Below are 23,157 nucleotides of genomic sequence, written 5' to 3'. Positions count from 1 at the left end.
AAATAGAAAATGCGCTTTTACGATACTTATGCTAACTTATTAAATAAAATATACGGTAAAAGGGTATTAGTCCAAATATATTAGGCAATAATTGGCAGGTTTGGTTGGTGGCTAAAAGCATATTGGGGAAAGATTGGATTTTTTTGAGCCTGGATTTTTGGGGAAAAGGACCTATTCTTGTAATTAAAATGTAGGTATTGAAATTATAAAATATATTTGCCGGCATGGAGCCCTAGTTTTGGGGACAAAAAATAGTAGCGAAAAAAATAATATTAATTAATAGCGTGTAATTATATGGCATCAGGATTTTTTGCTTTGCTGGACGATATCGCCAGTTTAATGGATGATGTTGGGGCAATGACCAAAATTGCCGGTAAGAAAACGGCCGGCATTTTGGGAGATGATCTGGCGGTAAATGCCGAAAAGGCTTCAGGTTTTGTTTCCTCACGTGAAATTCCAGTGCTATGGGCCATTACAAAAGGGTCCATACTGAACAAATTGATCATTCTTCCCATTGCTTTTCTGCTCAGTGCTTTTGTGCCGGTTGCGGTCACGGTAATCTTGGTGTTGGGCGGACTTTATCTGGCCTATGAAGGGGCAGAGAAAATCTATGAATTTTTTGTGCCCCACAAACACCCAAAGGAGGAGCAAGTAAAAACCTATTTGACCAAAAAAGAAATTTTGCTTTTGGAAAAGGAAAAAATCAAATCGGCCATTATAACCGATTTTATTCTCTCCGTAGAAATAGTAATCATTGCCCTAGGTACGGTAGTTCAGGAACCCATTTGGACCCAAGTAATGGTAGTTTCCATAATAGCCCTGGTGGCAACGGCAGGGGTTTATGGCATAGTGGCGCTGATCGTTAGGATGGACGACTTTGGATTAAAGCTTATAGAGCTCAATGGTAAGAAGCACAGTATATCCGATTCTATTGGAAGGTTTTTAGTGGGTGCACTGCCTGTAGTTATAAAAAGTTTATCGGTAATAGGAACCATTGCCCTGGTTCTGGTGGCCGGAGGCATTTTTGTACATAACCTGGAATTTCTCCATCATTGGCTAGAGGCCTTACCGGCCATAGTGGGGGAATTTTTGGCCGGTCTGGTAATAGGTTTCCTTTGTTTATTGGTGATAATGGTATTTAAGATGGTTTTACCCATGATATGGCCAAACCGCAATACCGACCACAAATAAATACTGGTAAATATTCGATTTAAAACTAGGAAGAGGCCATTTAGCCAATTAGTCCAAGTTTGATTGCAGCGCTAAATTATTTCTTAGCTCCATGTCCGATATCCATTGGAAATTAATTGGATACCACTGGTCCCTGGGGATTGATCCATTTGAGGAATCGACTGTATTTCTTTTTAGGAAAACCTGATTGTCCTCTGAGAATACATGCTGGGTTTCAATAACATCATGGCAGATGCAGCAAATGCTTTTGGTTGTATTTTTCATATTATATGTTCTTTTTGTACCTATTCCTTCCCATATTAAAAATGCCTACTTTGACTCCTATTCCGGCAGAAAAGCCGTTGATGTCCTTAATGGGGGCAAAGCTTCTGGCATCGTTGAATTTATTCGAAAATCGATACTTTACGCCAGCCTCCAATTGTAAGTACCTGGAAATATTGAACAAGGCGTTTATCCCGGGTTCAACTATAAAAAAGGCCTGTGCGTTATCTTCAAATTCTTGCTCGTCAAAATCATGGTCGCTATAATTGTCATCTATATAGCCCATGCCGCCCGCTCCTATCAAGACTGGAAATGAGAGGTTAACGAGGTTTTTGCTAAAAAAAATAGGTTCTAAATGCAGCCCTCCATAAGCGCCAATAAGATCTTCATCGTACATGGACAGACCCCTATAAATATTTTGGTCCGAATAGAAGAAGGTGCCCACAAACCCTATTTCAAATTGTTGGTTGGCCACATAGGCGACCTGTAAACTGGTAAAGAAGGTATCCTTGTCCTCAATTTCCCCATAGTGGGTTGTTAGACCTAAGTAGACCCCGTGAACTACATTGTTTCGATCATTAAACTCTACATAATCGCCAGTAGTGTCCTGGGCAAATGTTGTGTTTATAAAACCCAATAAAAGGGGAAGTAAAATTACTTTGTTTAATTTCATGCTGTTTGATTTTTGATTGATGATGTTATAGTAGACAACAAACGCTGTAAAAAGTTGCATTTTTTTATAACTTTTTTTAAAGTTCCTTTAAAAGAATTACTCCTTTTTCACCCGTTATGGAAATGGAACCCTGTTTGGAATTGCCGTAGGTAGCCTTTATGTCGCGTATTCTTTTTCCCTTATCCACCATTTGGGTTTCTACGTTTTCGAAGGTTTTTGGCAGGCGCAACAGGCCTTCTTCCAAGGTGGCATTAAACCTGAAGGAGAAATCCTGAACATTAAGAATTATTTCCGAGGATTGTTGCTGAATTTTTATCTTGGCATCCGCACTATGAATATTCGATACTTTAAATTCCGCGATTTTCATGACCAGATCAATTTCATCGTCCACATTCTCCAATGCTAGGTTGGAGAATTCCAATGCCCCGTGTATGTCTTCCACGGCATCAATGGTAATTTCATCTTTGCTGGAATAGATTTCCAAGGAGGAAATCTCCTCTAAATCTATAGCCGAACCGCTACTGGTGAGTCTTAAATCCTTGGATTTGCCAAGGGATAAACTGCCATTTTTTAAATTGATACTTCCAAAGTTTATATTCTTGGCCTTCAGCTTGCCATATTTTAGGACAATGTCTGCGTTTTTAAGGTTTTTGTTGATCCAAATATCTCCATGTTGCACATCTATTTTTAATTTGCCGGTCCAATCCTCCAGAATTACGTCGCCAAACTTATTGTTGATATCCACCACCGCATTGGCCGGTAAATAAATGGAATAATTAATCTGTACATTACTTCGGTCAAAGTCGAACGGATTTGCTTTGTTGAAATACTCCGCTAAAAAACCTTTGTTTTTTTCGGCAATTTCCGAGCTAATAGTAACAAAATCGGTCATTGCCTTAATATTGGGCTCAATACGATCCAATAGGTTTTGTGCATTTTCCATTTTTTTATGGGAGGTAACGATATCCACGGTAATGGAAATATTGTTCTTGGACCACCCATGAATGGTTATATTGCCATATTTGTTGTCCACTTGGAGTTCTCCTGCATTGGTCATTTCAAAAGTCTCCGATATGGTTTTAGATACTTTTTCCTGTGCTAGCATTAAATTGGCCATAAGGACCATAGCTAGGCATAATAGAGAGTTTTTATAAGGTGTATCCATAATCGTCATTTATCATTTTTGAATCGTTTATTTGCCTCAATAAGTTTTCTATGAGTTCAATCCTTTTTTTATAATTGCCAATAATGGCTTCCAGGACCCTTTCGTTGCCAAGGTTTTTTTGCATTTCCAATTTTAGTACTTCGTATTCTTCATCCAATTCGTCCATGAACGATAGAAATTCCTTCTTGTCCTCCTGTGATAGGTCCGGATGGTCTTTTACTAATTGTACCTGATGCTGCACCAAGTTGCTATAATGCATGTCTATGTCCATAAGCTCTTGGGAGACCACATTGCTTTGCCCGCCTTGCTGGAAGCTGCCATAGACCGTTATGCCAATTAGGAAAGACAGTAGCAAGAGCAATACAACACTGGCTGCCACCTTAAATAATGGAGACTTCCACAACGGAACTACCTTAGGTTCGGTATTGGACAGTTCCAATTCTATTTTGGCCCACATTTTAGCCCTGTCCGCCCTGTGTTCGTCGAACAATGCCTTGTTGTCCCTTATATGTTTTTCAAAATAATCCATTACATTTCTTTTATAATTTCAAGTAACTTTTTCTTTGCCCTGTGGTACTGGGATTTAGAGGTGGATTTTGATATTCCCAATACTTCCCCAATTTCTTCATGATCGTATCCTTCTATCAAGTATAGGTGTATGATCTGTTGGTAACCTGGCGGCAGCTTTTTAATGCCTCGTTTTACTTTTTCAATATCTACGTCCGCTACATTTTCAATAGGTTCGTCAGTGAGATGATACTCATGGTCCATTATTGGTACCAAAGGAATCCGTTTTAGTTTTAAATGGTTAATACTTTTATTGATGACAATTCTTTTTAGCCAAGAACCAAATGTGCTTTCGTATCTAAAATTCCCCAAATTCTTAAAAGCCTCTACAAAACTGTCCTGAACGGTATCTTCCGCATCTTCCTTGCTGCACAACATCCGCATACTAACATTGTACATAGCATCTACATACTGTTCATACAATTGAAATTGTGAGTTTCGGTCGCCCAACTTGCTCTTTTCAACAAGTTCTTGGTGTGTAAAACGGATATTGGTTTTCAACTAAAAAAATGGTTTTAACGGTCCAATCAGGGGGATTTGAAATAATAGACAAACAATTGTTGAAAAAGTTGCATCTAGAGGGAAAAATATTTTTCACTCTTTTATTTCGCGAGGGGTCCAAAACGGCGTAAGGCCCTTATAACCCAAATTTTGGCAGGGTACACTATAAAGGGAAGAATCGAAATAATTTTTCCTGGAATATGCAACCTTTACTTTTTTCGGTTGTCAATAGGCCATATGAAAATCATGAAACACGAAAATTGAAATCAAGAAATCAAAAAAGAAAACCAATGTCCCTTAAGACGGAATCCAGTTTGTTAAGTGTTGGATGTTTAACGAGGGGCATTGATGGTAATAAGGAAAAAGGATGGTCTAATAAATACCCAAGGTATACTTATTCATGTAACGCATATATCCCTATAGGATCTGGCCCCACAACACCAAAAATACATAAAGCGGTATGTCAATTTTAAAACTTTGAAAAAAGGGTGCTTTCCTTAAAATAAGGTTCGGATTTTCATTACCGAACGTTTGAAAGGAAATGAATGCACAATTTTGTCATGGAAATATTCAATGCCCCTTGGAACCATCGGTTTATAGGGTAGGCAATAGCAACAAAAGGTGTTGTATGGATTGGCCTGTATGGTAATATGGATTTGGCCGGGACATAAGAAGAATTTTAACCATTTAAAATATAAAGGGAATTAGATGTAGCAAAAATTATCAATCAATCAGCAGCGGTACCCAGCTACTTAGGAAGTTTATTCATCAATCAAAACTATAAAGTAACGGCATAGGGCTGTTTTAGGTACGCAATCATAAAAAAACTAACAATCAATAATGAAATATTCAATAATCAAAGAATGAAAAACATTTTTCTATCATTTATACTATTCGCGGGGATAACATCCGCTCAGGAAAGGTATACCGTAAGTGGTACCATTATGGATGGCAGTAATGGGGAAACCCTCTTTGGGGCCTCTGTCTTTTTGGAGGGGACCACAATAGGCGTCACCACCAACGAATACGGTTTTTACTCCCTTACCGCGCCAAAAGGCAATCACAAAATAATTGTTTCCTATATCGGATTTACAGAATTAAAAAAGGAGATAACCCTAGATCGGGATCAAAAAATGGATTTTGAAATCATGGAGTTTTCTACCCAATTGGACGAAATTGTGGTGACGGCCGAGGAACCGGAACGAGTTATTTTGAGAAAGCCGGAGATGAGTGTTGCCAAACTGAACATGAAAACGGTAAAACAAATGCCGGTGGTGTTGGGGGAGCTGGACATTATAAAATCCTTACAAATGCTGCCCGGAGTTACCAATAATGGCGAGGGTTCCAGTGGGTTCCATGTTAGAGGGGGCGCGGCAGACCAAAATTTGGTACTGCTGGACGAGGCCATTATTTACAATACATCGCATTTATTGGGTTTCTTTTCGGTCTTTAATGCAGATGCCATCAAGGATATTAAATTGTACAAGGGCGGTATTCCTGCCCGATTTGGAGGAAGGACTTCTTCGGTTTTGGATGTACGTCAGAAGGATGGGAACAGTAAAGATTTTGCCATGACAGGGGGAATCGGAATTATTTCAAGCAGATTGGCCTTGGAAGGCCCAATGTTCAAGGAAAAGGGTTCTTTCTTAATTGCGGGAAGAGGATCATATGCCCATTTATTTTTGAAAGCTGCCGGTCAAGATAATAGCGCCAATTTTTATGATCTAAATCTAAAGACCAATTACAACCTAAATGGAAGTAACCAGCTCTTTCTTTCCGGATATTTTGGCAGGGATGCCTTTGAACTTGGGGAAAGTTTTAATAGCAGTTATGGAAACCTGTCGGGAAATTTGCGCTGGAACCATATTTTTAACGACAGGCTTTTCTCCAACCTATCTTTAATATATAGTAAATACGACTATGATCTGGGTATTGTAATTGAAGAATTCAATTGGATTTCCTCTATAAACAACTACAATATAAAATATGATCTGAAGTATTATACCAGTGAAAAATTTAAACTGGATTTTGGGGCAAGTGGCATTTATTACGATTTTGATCCGGGACAAATTCTGCCTACATCAGAAACATCCGAAATAAATCCTTTGTCGTTGGACCGTAAAAAAGCTTTTGAAGGGGCATTGTACATTAATGCAGAACATATGCTGACCAATGCGCTTACAGTACAGTACGGTCTGCGTTATAGTTTCTTTAGCCGTATGGGAGGGCAGGCCATGACGGAATATGAGGACGACAAACCGGTGGTGTACAACCAACTTTTGGGTATTTACGAAAGGGGTACGGCCGTAGGTGAGACCTACTATGAAAAAAGTGAAGCTATTAAAACTTTTGGCAATTTGGAACCACGGGTTTCAATGGCTTATCAGTTAAGCGACAACTCGGCATTAAAAGCTGGCTATTCACGTGTGGCACAGTATATCCATTTATTGTCCAATACCACTTCGGTAACGCCTCTGGATGTTTGGACGCCCAGCGGCAAATTTGTAAAACCACAATTGTCGGATCAATTTGCCTTGGGCTATTTTAGAAATTTTGATGACAAGCGGTATTCCCTGGAGGTGGAAGCCTATTACAAGACCACGGATAACAGAATAGATTATATAGACGGTTCCGACCTTATTGGGACCAATACTATTGAAACAGAAATTCTGAACGGGGAATCCAGGGCTTATGGACTTGAGTTTTTGGCTAGAAAAAATGAAGGTAGGTTTACAGGATGGTTTGCCTATACCTTGTCAAAATCGGAACAACGAACTCCAGGGGGCAATGCCGGAGGTTTGGGAATCAGCGATGGTAAGTGGTACAACACCGCTTATGACAGGACCCATGATTTCTCTTTGACAGGGGCCTTTGAATTAAATGAGAAATGGTCGTTTGGAACCAATCTGGTATTTCAAACAGGAAGACCGGTCACTTATCCCAACGGTCAGTATATCTATGAGGATTTGTCCATTGCCAGTTACTCGGATCGCAATTCCGACCGCCTGCCAGCCTATCATAGATTGGATATTTCCGCTAATTATAGACCCAACAGAAAACCCAACAAGAGATGGAAAGGGGAGTGGGTCTTTGGTTTGTACAATGTTTATAATCATAAAAATGCAGCTTCCATCTCTTTCGGACAGAATGTGGATACGGGGGCCAATGAAGCCACCAGAACGGCTATTTTCGGCATTGTGCCATCAGTAACCTATAACTTTAAATTTTAATAGAAAATGAAGACATATATAACACTTGCAATTATTTCCATCCTGATCACTTTTAGTGCCTGTACAGATGTGATAGATGTAGACGTGCAATCGGCACCGGCAAGATTAACTATAGAAGCCTCCTTGGATTGGGAAAAAGGAACTTCTGGGAACGAGCAAACTATTAAGCTTAGCACTTCCACACCCTATTTTGGGAGCAATGGCAATTCCAGTGTAACCGGGGCCTCCGTTACCGTTACCAACAAGGCCAATGGGGAAACATATGTGTTTGAGGACCAAAACAATGGGCAATATACCACTACCTCATTTGTACCTGTACTAAACGGGACCTATACCTTGGAGGTGATTTATAATAATGAAACCTATACGGCCACGGAGAGATTAGTGCCGGTAGTGGATATTACAGATCTAACCCAATCGCGAAATAAAGGTTTTAACGATGAAGACCTTGAGGTTAACGTTATTTTTAGCGACCCCGAGGAGGAGGAAAATTTTTATCTATTTAAGTTTAAGGAACGGGGCGATCTTTTGCCTTATTTGGAGGATGCGGATGACGAATTCGTAAACGGGAACGAAATTAGTTGGTATTTTGAGAAGGAGGAAGATGAAAGCACCGATAAAAAAGAGGCATTTGTTCCTGGTGATATCATCGACATTGAATTTTATGGCATCTCTGAACATTATTACAATTTCATAAGAATCCTTATAGAACAGTCGGGAGGTACTGGTCTTTTTAGTTCCACGCCCGTACCCCTTAAGGGAAATTGCATCAATGAAAGCAATCCGGATAATTATGCCTACGGATACTTTAGACTAACGGAAATGGTGAAAAAAAGTTATACCTTCCAATAACCGTTTTGCCAATTTAATTACAAGATGATAAGAGCAATAATTTTTGATCTTGATGGTACCTTGGTGCATACCGAAATATTAAAAGCGGAATCTTATGCCCAGGCCATTCAGATTTTGACCAAGGGGTCGGTATCCCAGAAAATGGTGTTGGACAGTTTTGGGAAGTATGTGGGACTTTCCAGGGCCGGCGTTGTGAATGGACTTTTTGAGGAATACAAAAAGCCTTTATCCGAGCATTTGGATGGCCTGGATTCGGAAGCTGTACAAGAGAGGATTATCACAAGCAGAATTGCCATATACCATCAAATGCTGAACGATAAAACGCTCTTGTCCAGTCATTTTTGCAAGTACAATATGGAGCTGCTGCGTAGCGTTCACAAAGATAATTTTAAAACGGTCGTGGCTACCATGTCGCATCGCTTTGAGGCGGACATGGTAATAGAGGCTATGGGAATCCGGGGAAAACTGGATATTATCCTTACTAGCGTTGATATTCTCCAAGGAAAGCCACATCCGGAGATATATCTTAAAGTAAAGGAAATGCTCAAAATGGAACCTGAAGAATGTTTGGTTATTGAAGATTCGTTACATGGTATTAAGGCGGGACTTGCCGCAGGGATGAACGTCTTTGCGGTAACCAACCCCCTTACCAGAAGTGAGGTGCATGCCGCAAATGTACTTGCCCCTTCTTTTATAATAGACGACCCCAAGGAACTTATCCACAGGGTTTACCAATTTATAAAGGAAAGTCGTTAGCGGGGAGGCCCTAGGTTTGGAATGGGGTCAAGGGTGCATGGCCAGCTGTCAATTCGCGTGGTCAGTGTATTGTTTTATGTAGGACCTCTTTGGATGATTGTCTTTTAACTAGCTCCGTTTTTAGTACAATGTCTTTATAAACAATAGGCTCTTTATTTTTTACCTGTTGCATTTCCTTGTAAAGTTGTTTAAAAGCAGCTTTGCCCATTTCGTATCCCGGTTGGTCTATCGTGGTTAAGCTTGGGGAAATGACGGATGACATAAACCAATTGCTGAATCCCACAATGGAGATGTCCTCTGGTATTTTTACTCCTTGTTCATTGAATTCCGTAATGGCCCCAATAGCTACCATATCGGTATTTATAAAGATGCCATCCACATCCTTGTGGTCTTTTAACAATTGGCGTGCATTCATTTTTCCTTCTTCAAAACTCTGATCCCCACACTGGCAGATGTACACCAAAGAGGGGTCGTAGGGCATATTGTTGTCCAATAGAGCTTTTTTGTAGCCTAGAAACCTATCAATGGAATTTTGCGGTAAAAGGGCACCTCTAAAATGTGCAATTCGCTTACAGCCTGTATCAATTAAATGTTGTGTTGCCACATAGGCCGCTTTTCTGTCATCGATGATCACCTTGGAGCATTTTACCAATTTGGCAATCTTATCGAACATTACCAAGGGTTTATCCTGTGCCAGAACATCGGTAAGATGGTTATAATCTGCAGTACCATTGGCCAAGGAAATTAAAATACCATCAACACGTTGTCTCAATAACAGTTGAATCTGTTTTTTTTCCAATTCATAGGATTCATTGGACTGAAGAATTATGACCAGATATCCTTTTTTTTCTGCCTGGGCAACAATGCCCTTGATAACACTGGAAAAAAAATGGTGTACAATTTCTGGAATTATCAGGCCAATGGTCTTGGATTCTTTGGTCCTTAGGTTTACGGCAAAGGCATTGGGCTTATAGTTCAGGGTCTGGGCCAACTCCTTCACCAAGGCCTTGGTTTTTTTACTAATGTCCGGATAGTCCTTTAGGGCTTTTGAAACAGTGGTCACAGAAATATTAAGTTGATCTGCTATTTCTTTTAAGGTAACAGGTTTCATCTTAGGTTTGAATTTATATTAAATATACTAAAAAATAGAAAATCTAAAACGTTTTCGTTCATTTCGAAATCGTTTTCGTTAATCAATTTAATATTTAAAGCCAATTTTAGATATATCTTACACCAAGATTGTTCCAAAGCTTACTAAATATTGATGCTCCAAAATCATTCAAAATCCCTTTATCAAATAGTCAATGGAGAAACGAATTTTGGTTGTGTGGGACAGATGGTGAATAGTTGTAAATAACTAGGTTGGAATTCCATCATCTTGATGGACAGGAAGGCCTTTAACGAAATATAGATTTTTTAGGTTGGTTGATTGTTTTTTCGATTGAAGTGTAAATAGAGTTGATGTTTAGGTGACTAGGGTCAGCTCTTTTACTTTTCATTTCTTATTTTGTTTAGAACGATCCATGTCATTAAAGAACTGCTTCCCATTTTAACGGGGGCGACTTTAAAAAAAACTGGGAATATTATCAAATGAATTGCATAGCTTTAATAAGTTCTTTTGATACCACATTATGGAGATAGGGCATTTAATTTAAGGTCCCGTGTCTGCTCATTGAATTGGAAGGATAAGCAGCATAAAAGTTCCAATAGGCTTTTGACATATTAATAAAAAAACATTCTAACCTCCAACAAGATACCTATGTTAAATAAACCTAAGTTAAGTTTCTGGCAAATCTGGAATATGAATTTCGGATTTCTGGGTATTCAATTCGGATTCGGTCTGCAACAGGCCAACATGAGTCCTATTTACAGATATTTGGGGGCAGATGAGGCGCAAATACCATGGTTGTGGCTTGCAGGGCCATTAACAGGGTTGTTGGTACAACCTATTATTGGTGCCATGAGCGATAAAACATGGACCAAATTGGGACGGCGTCGCCCGTATTTCTTAGTGGGCGCCATTTTTGCGAGTATTGCCCTGATTTTTATGCCCTATTCCTCTACACTTTGGATGGCTGCCGGATTATTATGGATATTGGATGCCTCCATGAACATTGCTATGGAGCCTTTTAGGGCTTTTATAGCGGATAAACTACCGGCTGAACAACGAACTTTAGGGTTTTCGGTTCAAAGTTTCTTTGTTGGTTTGGGCCAGTTTTCTGCCAACATTATGCCCTGGTTACTTGGTTTTTTGGGGATCATTACCCTTGGGGCCTATGGCGAAATCGCAGAGTTGGAGAACGCCAACGGAATACCCAATTTCATAAAATATTCCTTTGTCTTGGGGGCCATGGTTATGCTGGGTACGGTGTTGTGGACCATTTTTACTACGGACGAATATCCTCCGGAGAATATGGAGGAATTTAAAAAGGATAAGGGCAGTGTTGCCAAGGTTTTTATTGAAGTGAAGGAGGCCATTGTTAGCATGCCCAAAATAATGAAGCAGCTGTGGTGGGTTATGTTCTTTGTATGGTATGGCCTGCCCCTAATGTGGCAATATCTGTCCTTGGCCATTTCACGGCACGTGTTTGGTGCCGCCTCTCCGGAACATCCCGATTTTGAAAAGGGAGCCTTTTATGGAGGTGTAAGCCTTGCCATATTTAGTGTAGCTTGTTTCACCATTTCTTTCGCCATTCCATGGGTAGGTAAAAAATTGGGACATAGGCTAACCCACGCTGTTTTCTTGGTAATAGGGGCTATTGGTTTTATTGCCATGCAAATTGCCACCACTACCACCATGTTTTATATATGCATGTTTTTAGTGGGGGTTGCCTGGGCATCCATTATGGCGGTGCCTTATGTTATTCTATCGTATTCGGTACCCAAGGAACGCATGGGGGTCTATATGGGCATTTTTAACATGTTTATCGTAGTTCCCCAATTTATAAGTATGGCTACAGTACCGTTTTTTTATGATTCATTGTTTTTGGGCGATCCAAGAAATGCACTTGCTTTTGTAGGGATATGTTTTATTCTGGGAGCAATTTCCTGCTTTTTTATATCCAAGGATTATGCCTCTGTACAAAGCAATTAGTCATAAAAACAAGAGGGTATATGCATTTGATTTTGGGTCACGGAAGTGTTGAGAATTTAGATCATATAGCCTAGAAAATCTGAAAATAAATTACTTAAAAAATAATATGAGAAACATAGATGTTCTATGTGTTGGGGAAGTACTTGTTGATTTTATAGGTCATCAGGCAGGGGTCGATATCAACAATACCAGGGATTACCACAGATATCTCGGGGGGTCGCCCACCAATGTGGCTATGAATTTGGCCAGATTGGGGCTTAAGTCGGTCCTAGTGTCCACTGTGGGTAACGATGCCTTTGGAGAATACATTTTTAAGAGATTGGGGGAGGTTGGTGTGGACACCAATTATATGAGTACCATTATGGACGAACCTACCAGTGTCATCTTTGTGTCTAGGAGCGAAACAACTCCAGATTTTATTCCTTTTCGTAAAGCCGATTATCGCATTACGGAAAATCAGATCAGCGATGATATCCTTGCCGCTACCACTATATTCCATACCACCTGTTTTGCACTGAGTAAAGATCCGGCTAGGACCACCATATTAAAAAAGGCAAAAGAAGCCTTTGACCATGGCTGTAAATTGAGCATAGATGTTAATTATGCCAAAAAACTATGGGATAGCCAGGCCGTGGCGCTAGAGGTTATCAAGGCGTACTGTGCGTTTAATCCTTTGGTCAAGATTAGTGAGGATGATATGGAAAGGCTGTTTGAACAGGAATTGTCACACGACGAAATTTTTAACTTTTTTCATTCCCATGGGGTCGAAATTGTCTGTTTGACACTGGGAAGTAAGGGGGTCAAATTATCGCAAAAAGGAAAAGGCATAATACAATTACCGGCCATAAAGGTAGATAATGTAATGGACGCCACTGGTGCCGGGGACGCTTTCTGGTCCGGATTTTTGTTTGCCTATATTAAAGAAAAGCCCATAGAAAAATGTTTGGAAGTAGCCTTGCAATTGGCGGCCTTAAAACTGCAAAATGTAGGGAGGCTCCCGGACAATATCAATATTCTTTCCGATCTATTGTAAAGCGGATAGCTGTTAACCCAAATAAAACCAATTACTTAAGTGTCCAAAGAAATGTTAGAGCACAAGTACGGAGGCCATGATTCAAATAATTCCAGCATTGTAAACGGGGTAATGCTAAATGCCTATCCCGATAGTATTGGCCACAATTTGAACGACACCGTCACAATGTTGGAAATGCCGGAGTTTAAAGATGTATTTTCCCTGTTCTACATCTTGCCCACCTTTTTTAATAGTGATTTGGATAGGGGATTTTCCATCATAGATTACGATCTCAATAAAGATTTGGTCTCTAGGGAAGATCTTAAGGGCTTGGATAAATTAAATATAGGTTTAAAGTTTGATATTGTTTTGAACCATTTATCGGTGGCGTCGCCACAATTCCAAGACTTGTTGAAGCAGGGCGAAGACTCAAAATTTAAGGACTTTTTTATCAACTGGAACGAGTTCTGGGAAGGCAAGGGGGAAATGGGAGAGGATGGAGTGATAATTCCCAAGGAGGAGTTCCTATCCAAGCTTTTTATGAGGAAATCCGGATTGCCCATTCTAAAGGTGCCTTTCCCGGACGGAACCGAAAAGCCTTATTGGAATACCTTTTATCAGCAGTTGGCTTACCATAAAATTGCTGCGAGCGACATATTGAAAATTGAAGGAATAAGCAGTGGCCAAAAATCTGCGATTTGTGAAAAAATAAATAGCGCTATAACCGAGGGAAAGGACTTGGGGAATCTGGATTTCGGCGACTGTAATCCATTTAAAAAAGAAATCCTTCAAATTGTAAATCGAAAAAAAACCTATCTGGGACAAATGGATGTCAATGCCAGTTCGCCCTTGGTATGGGAGTTTTATAGGGAAACTTTGGAAAAGCTAAAGGGTTTTGGCTGTAAAATTTTAAGGCTGGATGCCTTCGCCTACCTGCATAAGGAAGTGGGTAAATCCAATTTTTTTAACAAACCCGGCACTTGGGAGTATTTGGAACGGATAAGGCAGATGGCCCAAAAGAACGACTTGACCTTGTTGCCCGAGATTCATGCGGAATACGGACTTCATTTACATGAAGAGGTGGCCCAGAAAGGGTATCATATATATGATTTTTTCTTGCCGGGGCTCACTATTCACGCTCTGGAAACAGGCAGTACCAAGGCCCTTTTAGGCTGGGCCAAGGAAATTCTTGATAAGGGCTACAAAACCGTAAACATGTTGGGCTGCCATGACGGAATACCAGTATTGGATCTAAAGGGAAAGGAGGTCAACGGAGTTTATAATAAAGGCTTGCTATTGGATGAAGAGATAGAGGCCATTATGAACAAAATTATGGATAGGGGAGGAAGGGTTAAAAATCTCTATGATCCTTCAGGAAAAAAAATCTCCTATTACCAGGTAAACGCCACCTTTTTCAGTGCCTTGGGCGAAGAAGAAAAAAAACTGTTATTGGCAAGGGCCATTCAAATGTTTATGCCGGGAATCCCCCAGGTATGGTATTTGGATATTTTTGCAGGAAAGAATGATTATGGGGCCGCTGACAAAGGGGGTAGTGGGGGCCACAAGGAAATTAATAGAACTACTTTATCCCTACATGATGTGGAACAAGCCCTTAAACGGGATATAGTTATTGATCAACTAGCCATTATCCGTTTACGTAACAGCTCACAGGCCTTCTTGGGCAAGGTGGAGATTAAGGATGCCCCTGATGGCAAATTGGATATTGTTTGGAAGAACCAGGTAGAAAGTGCCCAATTAAAAGCCGACCTTAAAACCCTTACCTTTACCATAAACTATACTCAAAATGGCATTGCCAAAAGCATGGCGTATTAAAAGTGGCAATACTTAAAATTTTATATCCTTGAAAGCACCCAAAATCCCCCAAAATGAAAAGGAAAGAATTAAGGATTTGGATTCCTATTCCATCCTGGATACTTTGCCAGAAAGCGATTATGATAACCTAACTACAATTGCTGCGGAAATATGCGGAACCCCAATTTCCTTAATTAGTCTCATAGACGATAAGCGGCAATGGTTTAAGTCCCATCACGGTGTGGATGCTAGCGAAACACCTAAAGAGTACGCCTTTTGCGGACATGCCATTAATGAACCCAACGATGTATTTATTGTCCAGGATGCTAGAAAGGACGAACGTTTTCATGATAACCCCTTGGTTACCGGTGACCCCCACGTTATTTTTTATGCCGGTGTTCCTTTGGTCAGTAAAGCAGGCCTAGCATTGGGAACATTGTGCGTCATAGACAATAAACCCAATTTGTTAAGTCAAAGCCAGATACGGTCCTTAGCTGCACTTTCCAAGCAGGTAATGAATTTACTGGAACTTAGAAAGAGTAATTTCTTGTTGGAGCAAGTGGTAACAGAACTGGAAGAAAGAAATGAGGCCCTGGATAAATTTGCTTCAGTTGCCGCCCACGACCTTAAAACGCCCTTGATCAATATCTCCAGTTTGGCACAACTTTTCCGGGAACAATATAAGGGCATTTTGGATGCTGATGGTTTGGAAATGTTGGAAATGATTATTGGTTCTTCCGACAATCTTATCCAGCTCATTGATGGTCTACTGCATTATAGCAAGGCCGAGAGTATATTGCGGGAAGAAAAATCGAAAATTGCCTTGAGCAGTTTGATCAAGGATTTGGAGGGACTTTTTAGTTATGACCACAATTTGAATCTGGTTCTAAAATCGGACTTGACCCATATAATGGTCAATAAAACCGCCATCCATCAGATTCTGATCAATCTGCTGACCAATGCCATTAAATACAATGACAAGGAGGTAGTTGAAATTGAATTTGGGGTATCGGAGAGTGATACCCATTACCATTTTTACCTTAGTGACAATGGACCCGGAATTGCTGCCGAGAATCAAGAAAAGATATTTAAGATATTCGAAAGATTAATGGCCACCGATAAATTTGGAAGACCGGGAAATGGAATAGGATTGGCTACGGTGAAGAAAATAGTGGAAAAATTAGGGGGGGACATCAAGGTGGAATCGGAACTTGGAAGGGGGGCGAAGTTTATTTTTGCCTTGGAAAAGTAAAAAACCATAGCCAATAAATCCACTAGATCTTTGGGGATTGTAATGGATTTTTGTGGACGCATGATATTCGGTCAATACTGTACCGATGATCTAAAGAAATAGGTAGCATCATTTGGTATGGAAGCAGTAGAGGTGTGCTCATGTTTTTTATATCTGGACCTGTCCTCATCCGGGGCATTTGGAAATTTGTAGGTACCTATTACTGCGGTTTTTACCATATTCCAGCCAGGACTAAATTTAAGGTCATAAACAACATTGGTTTCCAACATTATTGGAGTTCCAGTATTGCTTAAGTCCCCACTCCAATTTTCATTGGCCTTTATGGCGCAGGCTTCATCTACATATACCCAAGACAGGATATATCCCTCATCCCCAAAATATAGATCGCCAGGGGTTAATAGATTTAGGGTTACTTTTGCAGAATTACCAATTGTTAAGGTCCCGATCTGTTGCCCGTCTTGGTACACCAATAAATAAGGGTTGAGCTTAAAGCCAGCTTTTTCATTACTGTATTGATAGGAATCCGGATTATGGATATCAAAAAAATTATTGCTGTTTTTAAAGTTGTTCAAGGGTTGTAACACAGGAATTTTGTCTGTAGGATTCAATTCAATACTCCCATCTACCTTAATAGCCCCAACTTGCACATAATTTATTTTATCTTTTCTGGAGTCATAGGCATAGTTGAAGACAAGTTCGGCTTTCCCCTTGTTCCAATTTTTCAATTTCTTGTCCTTATCACTGGCCCAGGTGTTTTTCCAATATTTATCTTCACTTGCTACGGCCTTTGGTATAGTGCTTGTTTTTTGTTTGCTTTTTTCATCCGATTCCAGCCTTTTTTGTTGTTGATCTACCTGCTTTTGTACGTCTTCAAGATTAAGGCTCTCCATAATGCTATCCCGCATTTTCAATGCCTTATCTATAAGGTCTTGTTGCTCAGGTGTTTGGGCGAAAGACTGGAACCCTATAAATAAAAGGAATATTGGCAAAATATGATATAGTGTTTTCATAGGTTCCCTTTCTTAAAAATATTTTCCGATCAACTTGGTATTGGGAATGGCCGATTGTGATGATGTTACCGTTATTTTACCTGGTTTTTTAATTTTGTCGAATACATTTTCTTCGTACATGCTGGGTATCTTCTGTTCGGCAACACTTTCAATTTTGTATTCAATAAAATTAAATCCAGCCTTTAACTTCAGATCATAGGCATATTGCGTTTCAACCGGATTGTTTTCTGTGTAAGTAACCGTGGAAGTACATGCTCCTTGATAATCAAAATCGGATTCCACATATAGCAATTCAAAATAGGACCCCAGCACAGCATCTATATCACCATAGGATTCCAACCATGGAACCAAATTTTCATCGGTAACCATAAACAACAATCCGGAATACGGATTTTCTTTTGTGCTTAAGGAAATATAACCTCCACCAGCTGCTTTAATATTTTTATCCTCTGCGAGTATATCATAACTATTATCACATTTGGAAAACAAGGTAAAGGCCGTGTCCGTCATAAAATTGGCTTTTACATCATCAGTAATAAAATTTAGATCTGTTGGGAAATTTAAAGCTATTTCTCCAGAATCTGAGATAGTTCCTATGGTAAGCGGGTTGTCCATGCCGAAGGAAAACAACACCAGGTCCATAGCTTTCAATGGATAATTATCCACTATATGATTGGTTTGGGCCATGCCAGCTTGAAAGGCACAGGCTACTAAAAACAAAACTGATTTTTTCATAATAAATGTGTTTTACCGGTTAGAAAAATAATCTATGATCTCTATTAATATAGAAGGGTTGTAGAAGGACACGGCTCCCAATAAAAAAAGTAGGAACAGTAGTAACAAGGCACCCATTACGCCATCTTTTCTTCCTGGCTCCAGGGTGGATATCCTAGGGTTTGACGGATTGTAAAAAACGGTAACCTGCTTCCCAAGAGTATATTTGGCAATTAATCCTGAAGCTTTCTTTTGTGAAAATTTCTTGAAGGAATTGGCAAAAAATGGCTCTTTTCCTGAATAGGTGGCGCCATTGAGTTCATAGGTATATAGAAAATCGATTATTTTGGATAGGGGGAAATCGAGTCCCTTTGTAACCACTCCATTAACTTTCGGCCATTGGAGGGATTGTTTTGCCCACCACCAACGGCGAAGGGCCAAAAATAAAAATGGCAGAAGTCCCAATTGCAGAACAAGGCCTGCTATTTGAAACTGATTAAGGGATTCAAAGTATTCCATAACTTTAGGTATTATTCATTTTAATTTTTAAAACCACCCAAATTATCAATGCCCATGGCTTTCCAAAGTGCATCGGTGTCCATCCCCTTGCCTTCCAGGGTTACATAAAATCTATTGGCGTAAAGAAACCTAAGGTCGGATTGAAAATCTGCTTTTGTATCTGCATCCCGATCGGTACCAAAAGTTAAAATTCCGTTGCGCTCTACTTTGGAATATCTTATGGTATTGTTGCTTTCTGAAGTTATCTTGTTGAGGTGCAACATTTTTAAGGGTATTATGGCACCAACGGCCTTCTGCCCAGCGGCATCCAAAATTTCCATTCTAATAGTATCATCTCCAAAGCTGCCGGAAACAAGTTGGGTGTCGGTAATTTCAGGTTCTATTTTGTTCTGTTCTGATGGATCTAAACTTAGATTACTCAATTTTTTTGGGAATGCCTCTATTAGTTGGGCATTGGTAAGAGGTGTTTTGGTGCCTAAATCTTCGCGTAGATTATCATATTTTTTATTGATATCGTCATTCTTTCCAATAACTTCATTTATAGCCCCATCCAAAATCTTGGATGCTGATGGGTCTGAGGTTTTTGGGGTTTCTTTACATGAAGCCAAAAGCAAGATGATTGGTATTAGTTTTAGTATATTTTTCATTTTTATATGATTTTAAGATTTATTTTATTCGTTATGCAATAATTAGTCGTGCCATGGCTATGGTTTTTTGTAATTCAGATTAGCATCAAATTACATCCAATCCAATATTTTTAACAACTATACATAACAACTACTGTTCTAGATTATAGAATTCTGCTAATTGGTTGTAGTTGTTTACATCTATACCGTTTTTTTCTAGGGAAGCAAGGATTTCGTTATTACTATTTTTAGAAGTAGCTGTATTATTTCCAGCAATGATCACCAATTTAATATCTAAAACAAATGTAATGACACTAGAGTTTATAATAATCTCATTCTGCGTTATGGCACCAATACTTATTTGAACATCATCTTCAGAGTAGGGCAATGGATACCATATATTTGGAGTACTGGAAACACGAACATATACTAGTACGGCTCCGTAGTCCAAAATTTCTTGGGTAATAGCATTAACACTTAATGAATTAGAACCAATAATAAGGGAAGCATTTTCTAGTAACACCGCACTAACATTGGCATTACCGTCAATACCATTTTCGCCATTTTGCCCATCAGCTCCTGATGGTCCTACAGCCCCATCTTCTCCACTACATGAAATTAATAATATGATTACTAGTATTGGAAAGGCATAATTTAATGTGTTCTTGAAGTTTTTCATGATTTTTATTTTGGTTCGATTTAATTATTTGTATTGATCTAATTGTTTAAGGTTTTCAAAGTCGATATAGGACCAAAGGTCAATAGCTTTATCTGGACCCTCCAAGCTTATCCTGAACCTGTTGTTGTAGATAAAAGAAATTTGGTTCCTACTGATTTTAGGCTGTAAAAAGGCAATGGTCTCGTAACCGTCACGTTCCAAATAAATGTATTCGGTATCTACAGGTCCTTGTAGTCTAAGTTTATAGCTATTGAAAAAGTTTTTTACTATGGCCTTGGACCCGGCACCATCTTCAATGGAAAAGTTGTACTGATTGTCTGCGGGGCCATAGCCCCCGGTAGCCATTTGCCCGCCCCCTGGGTAGGCATATTGATTTGCCATTTTGTGGCCATTTATCATTTTTGGCAAATAGGGTAGAAGTTGCTCGCTACTTAATGGTGTGGTGCTCTTTAAGGCTTTCCAAACATCTTTGTTGCTAGGTTCTTTTTCTTTTATATTCACTTTAGCCTTGGCCATTTCTACTACAGAAGTAGCGGGTAGGCCAACATCGTCTTTATTTTCTGTTTTAGGACTATCTTGGCAAGCGCCTAAAAATAGCGCGATCAATAAATAAATTACATTGGTTTTCATGGGCATAGTTGATTATTGTATTAATTTGAAATGTTCTTCCAATATCTTATTGGGCCTTTTGTCCCTGTATATGTATGTTGCCTTAATATGCGCCGAGGGGTCGGCATTGTTTTGGCCATAAGGAATGGTATATGATATTTCGAAAGTTCTATTGGCTATACCGTCGTTGTTGTAAACGGTCATTTTAAATGTAGAACGGCCATTACCACTCTCAATGCTTTTAGGTACTTCGTTCCAATGTAACCAAGGCTTGGTGTTTTCTCCTATTTTAGCAAATAGGGTTGTGTTGTCCGTATTGATCTCGATTTTAGGAAAACTCCCGTTGGCGTCAAGGTTGGAAAAATTCATTTGCCCGTTCATGTTTCTTGAAAAAAGTAAGACCGCCAATAGTAGTATAAATTGCATTTGCATGATTTTGTATTTATTGGTTCTTAATAATACTTTTTGCTTTTTCATTTAGTCAGCAGACCTTTCGGCTCTGGGGTGAATACGGGTGTCAGTACTGCCTGTTGTATATTATTTAATTAGGTATCAATTATTGAAATGAAGGCATTGAGAATATTTGTGCATTGGGGATTGTTATCTCTTGTTCTTCATAATAATAGCGTATGCTGGAAGGTAGCTCCACCAACGATTCCAATCTTTTTTTGTCGTCAAACGTTATGGTAACCCGCCCGTCGGCAATGAACACAGTTTTTTCAGAACCAATACCGCCACTTATTTTTTTAGCCCTTGGTTCATTTTCCAATTTGGCAATGGTAATGTCACCAGCGAATGCCGCTATTTTATGCATTACGGATCCTTTGGTAGGTTCCAAGGCCAGAAAATCCATATTCATTGGTACAACATTGGCAATCATAGCTGCCATTTGGCCCATCTTGGTTTTTATCCAGCCCTGTCCTGGGACATTCATGTAAATAAATCCTTCCTCGTCCGAATAAAGGGTAGCGTTTTCTGCAGGGTGGGTCATTTTAAGAGCGTAGTTATCTGCATCAAAAAACATATTGATGGTCCCGTCCGGCCCCTTCATGACAATTCGCATATCCGAACTGCCCGTTGATACATTGATCATTTGATAGCCGTAATTTTCCTCGCTAAAATGAAAAAGGGCTTCCAGTTTTACCGAACTATTTTTTTTAAGGTCTTTCTTTAGATTTACGCCTTTAAAGGTGACCAAGGTTGTTTTTTCATTTTTGCCCCCTTTTACTTCTATATCATCGTTGGGGTCGGTATCGGGAACAAAGGAAATATGGTCCAATACCGTATTGCCATCTACTTTTAACGAGAACGTCATGCCTTTGTCTTCCATTTCTTGTACGGTGTATCCCAAAAATTCCATAGTAAAACTGGCCTCCTCGGGTTCATCGTCTTCAAGGATACCCTCAAAAGGGTAGACAACACCTTCCTGCAATTCTTTCTTTGTTTTCTCGTCCATAAAACTTATAGGTTCTATGATATGCATGGCATTGCCTTGGGTAGTCATACGGAGATAGGTTGTAGTCTTTATGGTGTCTTGTTTACCTATAGGACCTTCTAAATAATAGGAAGGTAAATTGTTTTTAAGTGAGTCTGGAGTGTTTTTAAAAGCAGTAGGTGCATTTTCTCCATACAATAACATTCTATCATAGAAAGCACTAAAAGCTCTTGAAGCGTCATCTGAATAAATAATATTTTGCCAATAAAATAGCTGACCGTTTTGTATTATGTTGTTAAATGTATTCTCAACATCTCCGTGTTGGCCTAATTCACAGGCACTAAAAATAAAAAGTTTGTTATTTATATCAGGGTAAGTAATCGAGAAAAATTCTGGTCTTAAATATATGTCTTCTTTACCTAATCCAATCCCTGTAACGTTTTTTGAGCTAAGCTGATTTTTAAGATTTTTTAATTCTGAGCTTTTAAATTTTATTCCTGTTGAAATAAATGTATAACATGTATTACTTTTTTCTGAATTCTCTACTACCTGACATGTTTTAGAACCATGAGAACTTAAATACACCATGTCAAAATCATTAAATGATAAGTAATCATCTATGGTTATGGTTTGGGAAGCTTCAGTTTCATTCGATTTGTAATTAACATTGCCTTTGTAATTTCTATGATTTTTAAGTTTTGAATATGGAACTTTTACATCATCATCACTTTTAAAATACCATAGATAAGGAGCTAACACAAATGCCTTTTTGTTTTGCCTATTTTTCCCACGTTGTGCGCCCACAACATTGCTTGCGTTTTCCTCTATCTGTTTATTGTTGAGTATCGTCATTGAAGGTATGGCAGCACTGGCTGTGCCACCTTTGGTTAATGATGAAAATTCTTTAAGTCTAATCAACATAGTTGGCCCATTTTTAAGCCTAAAACTCAACAATTCGTCCCCTACACCAATTTCTTGCAGTTCTGGAATTTGCCTAAGTTCATTTATCATTTCCGTTACCGGCTTTAGTTGTACGGTATCTAAAATGGCAAAGCCTTTTAGGAAAACAGAATCCGGCATTTTGGAGAAATCTTCCAAAACCTCATTAGTTGCGCTGGCCTTATCTTTTTTGCTTTCATTGCATGAAAACAAAACCAGCAATAAAGAAAATAAGTATAGGAGGCGCATAGCTTCTGGAT

General features: G+C 39.2%; 22 protein-coding genes. 8 read left to right on the top strand and 14 right to left on the bottom strand.

The window, feature by feature from the left end; all coding sequences use genetic code 11:
• Positions 1 to 294: 294 nt before the first annotated feature.
• Entirely contained in the window at positions 295 to 1,191 is an 897-nt protein-coding gene (locus BUA60_RS18585) for a DUF808 domain-containing protein (protein WP_072864350.1), read from the top strand.
• 48 nt (positions 1,192 to 1,239) lie between these two features.
• Here the strand turns inward: BUA60_RS18585 and BUA60_RS18580 are convergent, their stop codons facing one another.
• From BUA60_RS18580 to BUA60_RS18560, 5 genes are all read right to left on the bottom strand, one after another.
• The gene (locus tag BUA60_RS18580) at positions 1,240 to 1,455 is read right to left on the bottom strand and encodes a hypothetical protein (RefSeq protein ID WP_072864348.1); all 216 of its coding nucleotides are present in this window, start codon (positions 1,453 to 1,455) and stop codon (positions 1,240 to 1,242) included.
• 1 nt (position 1,456) lies between these two features.
• A complete protein-coding gene (locus BUA60_RS18575) occupies positions 1,457 to 2,125 on the bottom strand; it encodes a hypothetical protein (protein ID WP_143153236.1) in 669 nt (222 codons plus the stop codon).
• 76 nt (positions 2,126 to 2,201) lie between these two features.
• A complete protein-coding gene (locus BUA60_RS18570; protein ID WP_178347031.1) occupies positions 2,202 to 3,299 on the bottom strand; it encodes a hypothetical protein in 1,098 nt (365 codons plus the stop codon).
• Positions 3,274 to 3,819: a hypothetical protein gene (locus BUA60_RS18565; protein ID WP_072864342.1), complete on the bottom strand. Its 546-nt coding sequence runs from the start codon at positions 3,817 to 3,819 to the stop codon at positions 3,274 to 3,276. Before BUA60_RS18565 ends, BUA60_RS18570 begins: the two co-directional genes overlap by 26 nt.
• The gene (locus BUA60_RS18560) at positions 3,819 to 4,358 is read right to left on the bottom strand and encodes an RNA polymerase sigma factor (protein ID WP_072864340.1); all 540 of its coding nucleotides are present in this window, start codon (positions 4,356 to 4,358) and stop codon (positions 3,819 to 3,821) included. The genes BUA60_RS18565 and BUA60_RS18560 overlap by 1 nt, the downstream gene beginning before the upstream one ends.
• A gap of 863 nt (positions 4,359 to 5,221) precedes the next feature.
• On the opposite strand from BUA60_RS18560, the gene BUA60_RS18555 reads away from it, so the two are divergent.
• From BUA60_RS18555 to BUA60_RS18545, 3 genes are read left to right on the top strand one after another with little or no spacing between them, the layout of a single operon-like run.
• A complete protein-coding gene (locus tag BUA60_RS18555) occupies positions 5,222 to 7,588 on the top strand; it encodes a TonB-dependent receptor (RefSeq protein WP_072864338.1) in 2,367 nt (788 codons plus the stop codon).
• Between the two features lie 6 nt (positions 7,589 to 7,594).
• Positions 7,595 to 8,440, top strand: coding sequence for a DUF4249 domain-containing protein (locus tag BUA60_RS18550; protein ID WP_072864336.1), 846 nt, complete (start codon positions 7,595 to 7,597; stop codon positions 8,438 to 8,440).
• Between the two features lie 24 nt (positions 8,441 to 8,464).
• Positions 8,465 to 9,196: an HAD family hydrolase gene (locus BUA60_RS18545; protein WP_072864334.1), complete on the top strand. Its 732-nt coding sequence runs from the start codon at positions 8,465 to 8,467 to the stop codon at positions 9,194 to 9,196.
• 61 nt (positions 9,197 to 9,257) lie between these two features.
• Here BUA60_RS18545 and BUA60_RS18540 read toward each other — a convergent pair whose 3' ends face one another.
• Positions 9,258 to 10,307, bottom strand: coding sequence for a LacI family DNA-binding transcriptional regulator (locus BUA60_RS18540; protein WP_072864333.1), 1,050 nt, complete (start codon positions 10,305 to 10,307; stop codon positions 9,258 to 9,260).
• Between the two features lie 690 nt (positions 10,308 to 10,997).
• Between BUA60_RS18540 and BUA60_RS18535 the strand changes: the two genes are divergently transcribed.
• The 4 genes from BUA60_RS18535 to BUA60_RS18520 all read left to right on the top strand — a co-directional run bounded on the left by BUA60_RS18535 (position 10,998) and on the right by BUA60_RS18520 (position 16,366).
• Positions 10,998 to 12,290, top strand: a complete 1,293-nt coding sequence (locus BUA60_RS18535; RefSeq protein WP_218587953.1) for an MFS transporter — start codon at positions 10,998 to 11,000, stop codon at positions 12,288 to 12,290.
• A gap of 106 nt (positions 12,291 to 12,396) precedes the next feature.
• Complete coding sequence (locus BUA60_RS18530; RefSeq protein WP_072864329.1) at positions 12,397 to 13,323, top strand: carbohydrate kinase family protein; 927 nt, start codon at positions 12,397 to 12,399, stop codon at positions 13,321 to 13,323.
• 39 nt (positions 13,324 to 13,362) lie between these two features.
• Positions 13,363 to 15,135 carry an alpha-amylase family protein gene (locus tag BUA60_RS18525; RefSeq protein ID WP_245802586.1) on the top strand — a complete coding sequence of 591 codons (1,773 nt, stop codon included), beginning with the start codon at positions 13,363 to 13,365 and terminating at the stop codon, positions 15,133 to 15,135.
• 28 nt (positions 15,136 to 15,163) lie between these two features.
• Positions 15,164 to 16,366, top strand: coding sequence for a sensor histidine kinase (locus BUA60_RS18520; protein ID WP_072864325.1), 1,203 nt, complete (start codon positions 15,164 to 15,166; stop codon positions 16,364 to 16,366).
• A gap of 71 nt (positions 16,367 to 16,437) precedes the next feature.
• Here BUA60_RS18520 and BUA60_RS18515 read toward each other — a convergent pair whose 3' ends face one another.
• The 8 genes from BUA60_RS18515 to BUA60_RS18480 all read right to left on the bottom strand — a co-directional run bounded on the left by BUA60_RS18515 (position 16,438) and on the right by BUA60_RS18480 (position 23,146).
• Entirely contained in the window at positions 16,438 to 17,376 is a 939-nt protein-coding gene (locus BUA60_RS18515) for a hypothetical protein (RefSeq protein WP_072864323.1), read from the bottom strand.
• 12 nt (positions 17,377 to 17,388) lie between these two features.
• Entirely contained in the window at positions 17,389 to 18,111 is a 723-nt protein-coding gene (locus BUA60_RS18510; protein WP_072864321.1) for a hypothetical protein, read from the bottom strand.
• A 12-nt stretch (positions 18,112 to 18,123) separates the two neighbouring features.
• Positions 18,124 to 18,609, bottom strand: a complete 486-nt coding sequence (locus BUA60_RS18505; protein ID WP_072864319.1) for a DUF3592 domain-containing protein — start codon at positions 18,607 to 18,609, stop codon at positions 18,124 to 18,126.
• Positions 18,610 to 18,629: 20 nt separating this feature from the next.
• A complete protein-coding gene (locus BUA60_RS18500; RefSeq protein WP_072864318.1) occupies positions 18,630 to 19,256 on the bottom strand; it encodes a hypothetical protein in 627 nt (208 codons plus the stop codon).
• 130 nt (positions 19,257 to 19,386) lie between these two features.
• A complete protein-coding gene (locus BUA60_RS18495; RefSeq protein WP_072864316.1) occupies positions 19,387 to 19,914 on the bottom strand; it encodes a hypothetical protein in 528 nt (175 codons plus the stop codon).
• Between the two features lie 24 nt (positions 19,915 to 19,938).
• Positions 19,939 to 20,544 carry a hypothetical protein gene (locus BUA60_RS18490; RefSeq protein ID WP_143153234.1) on the bottom strand — a complete coding sequence of 202 codons (606 nt, stop codon included), beginning with the start codon at positions 20,542 to 20,544 and terminating at the stop codon, positions 19,939 to 19,941.
• A 12-nt stretch (positions 20,545 to 20,556) separates the two neighbouring features.
• Positions 20,557 to 20,949 carry a hypothetical protein gene (locus BUA60_RS18485; protein ID WP_143153233.1) on the bottom strand — a complete coding sequence of 131 codons (393 nt, stop codon included), beginning with the start codon at positions 20,947 to 20,949 and terminating at the stop codon, positions 20,557 to 20,559.
• Between the two features lie 130 nt (positions 20,950 to 21,079).
• Entirely contained in the window at positions 21,080 to 23,146 is a 2,067-nt protein-coding gene (locus tag BUA60_RS18480; RefSeq protein ID WP_143153232.1) for a hypothetical protein, read from the bottom strand.
• Between the last annotated feature and the right edge of the window lie 11 nt (positions 23,147 to 23,157).

It is taken from the genome of Arenibacter palladensis (assembly GCF_900129275.1).
In the GTDB taxonomy this organism is placed as follows: domain Bacteria; phylum Bacteroidota; class Bacteroidia; order Flavobacteriales; family Flavobacteriaceae; genus Arenibacter; species Arenibacter palladensis.
Note: the sequence above shows the minus strand (reverse complement) of the source record. Positions and strands in the feature narration are given on the sequence as shown.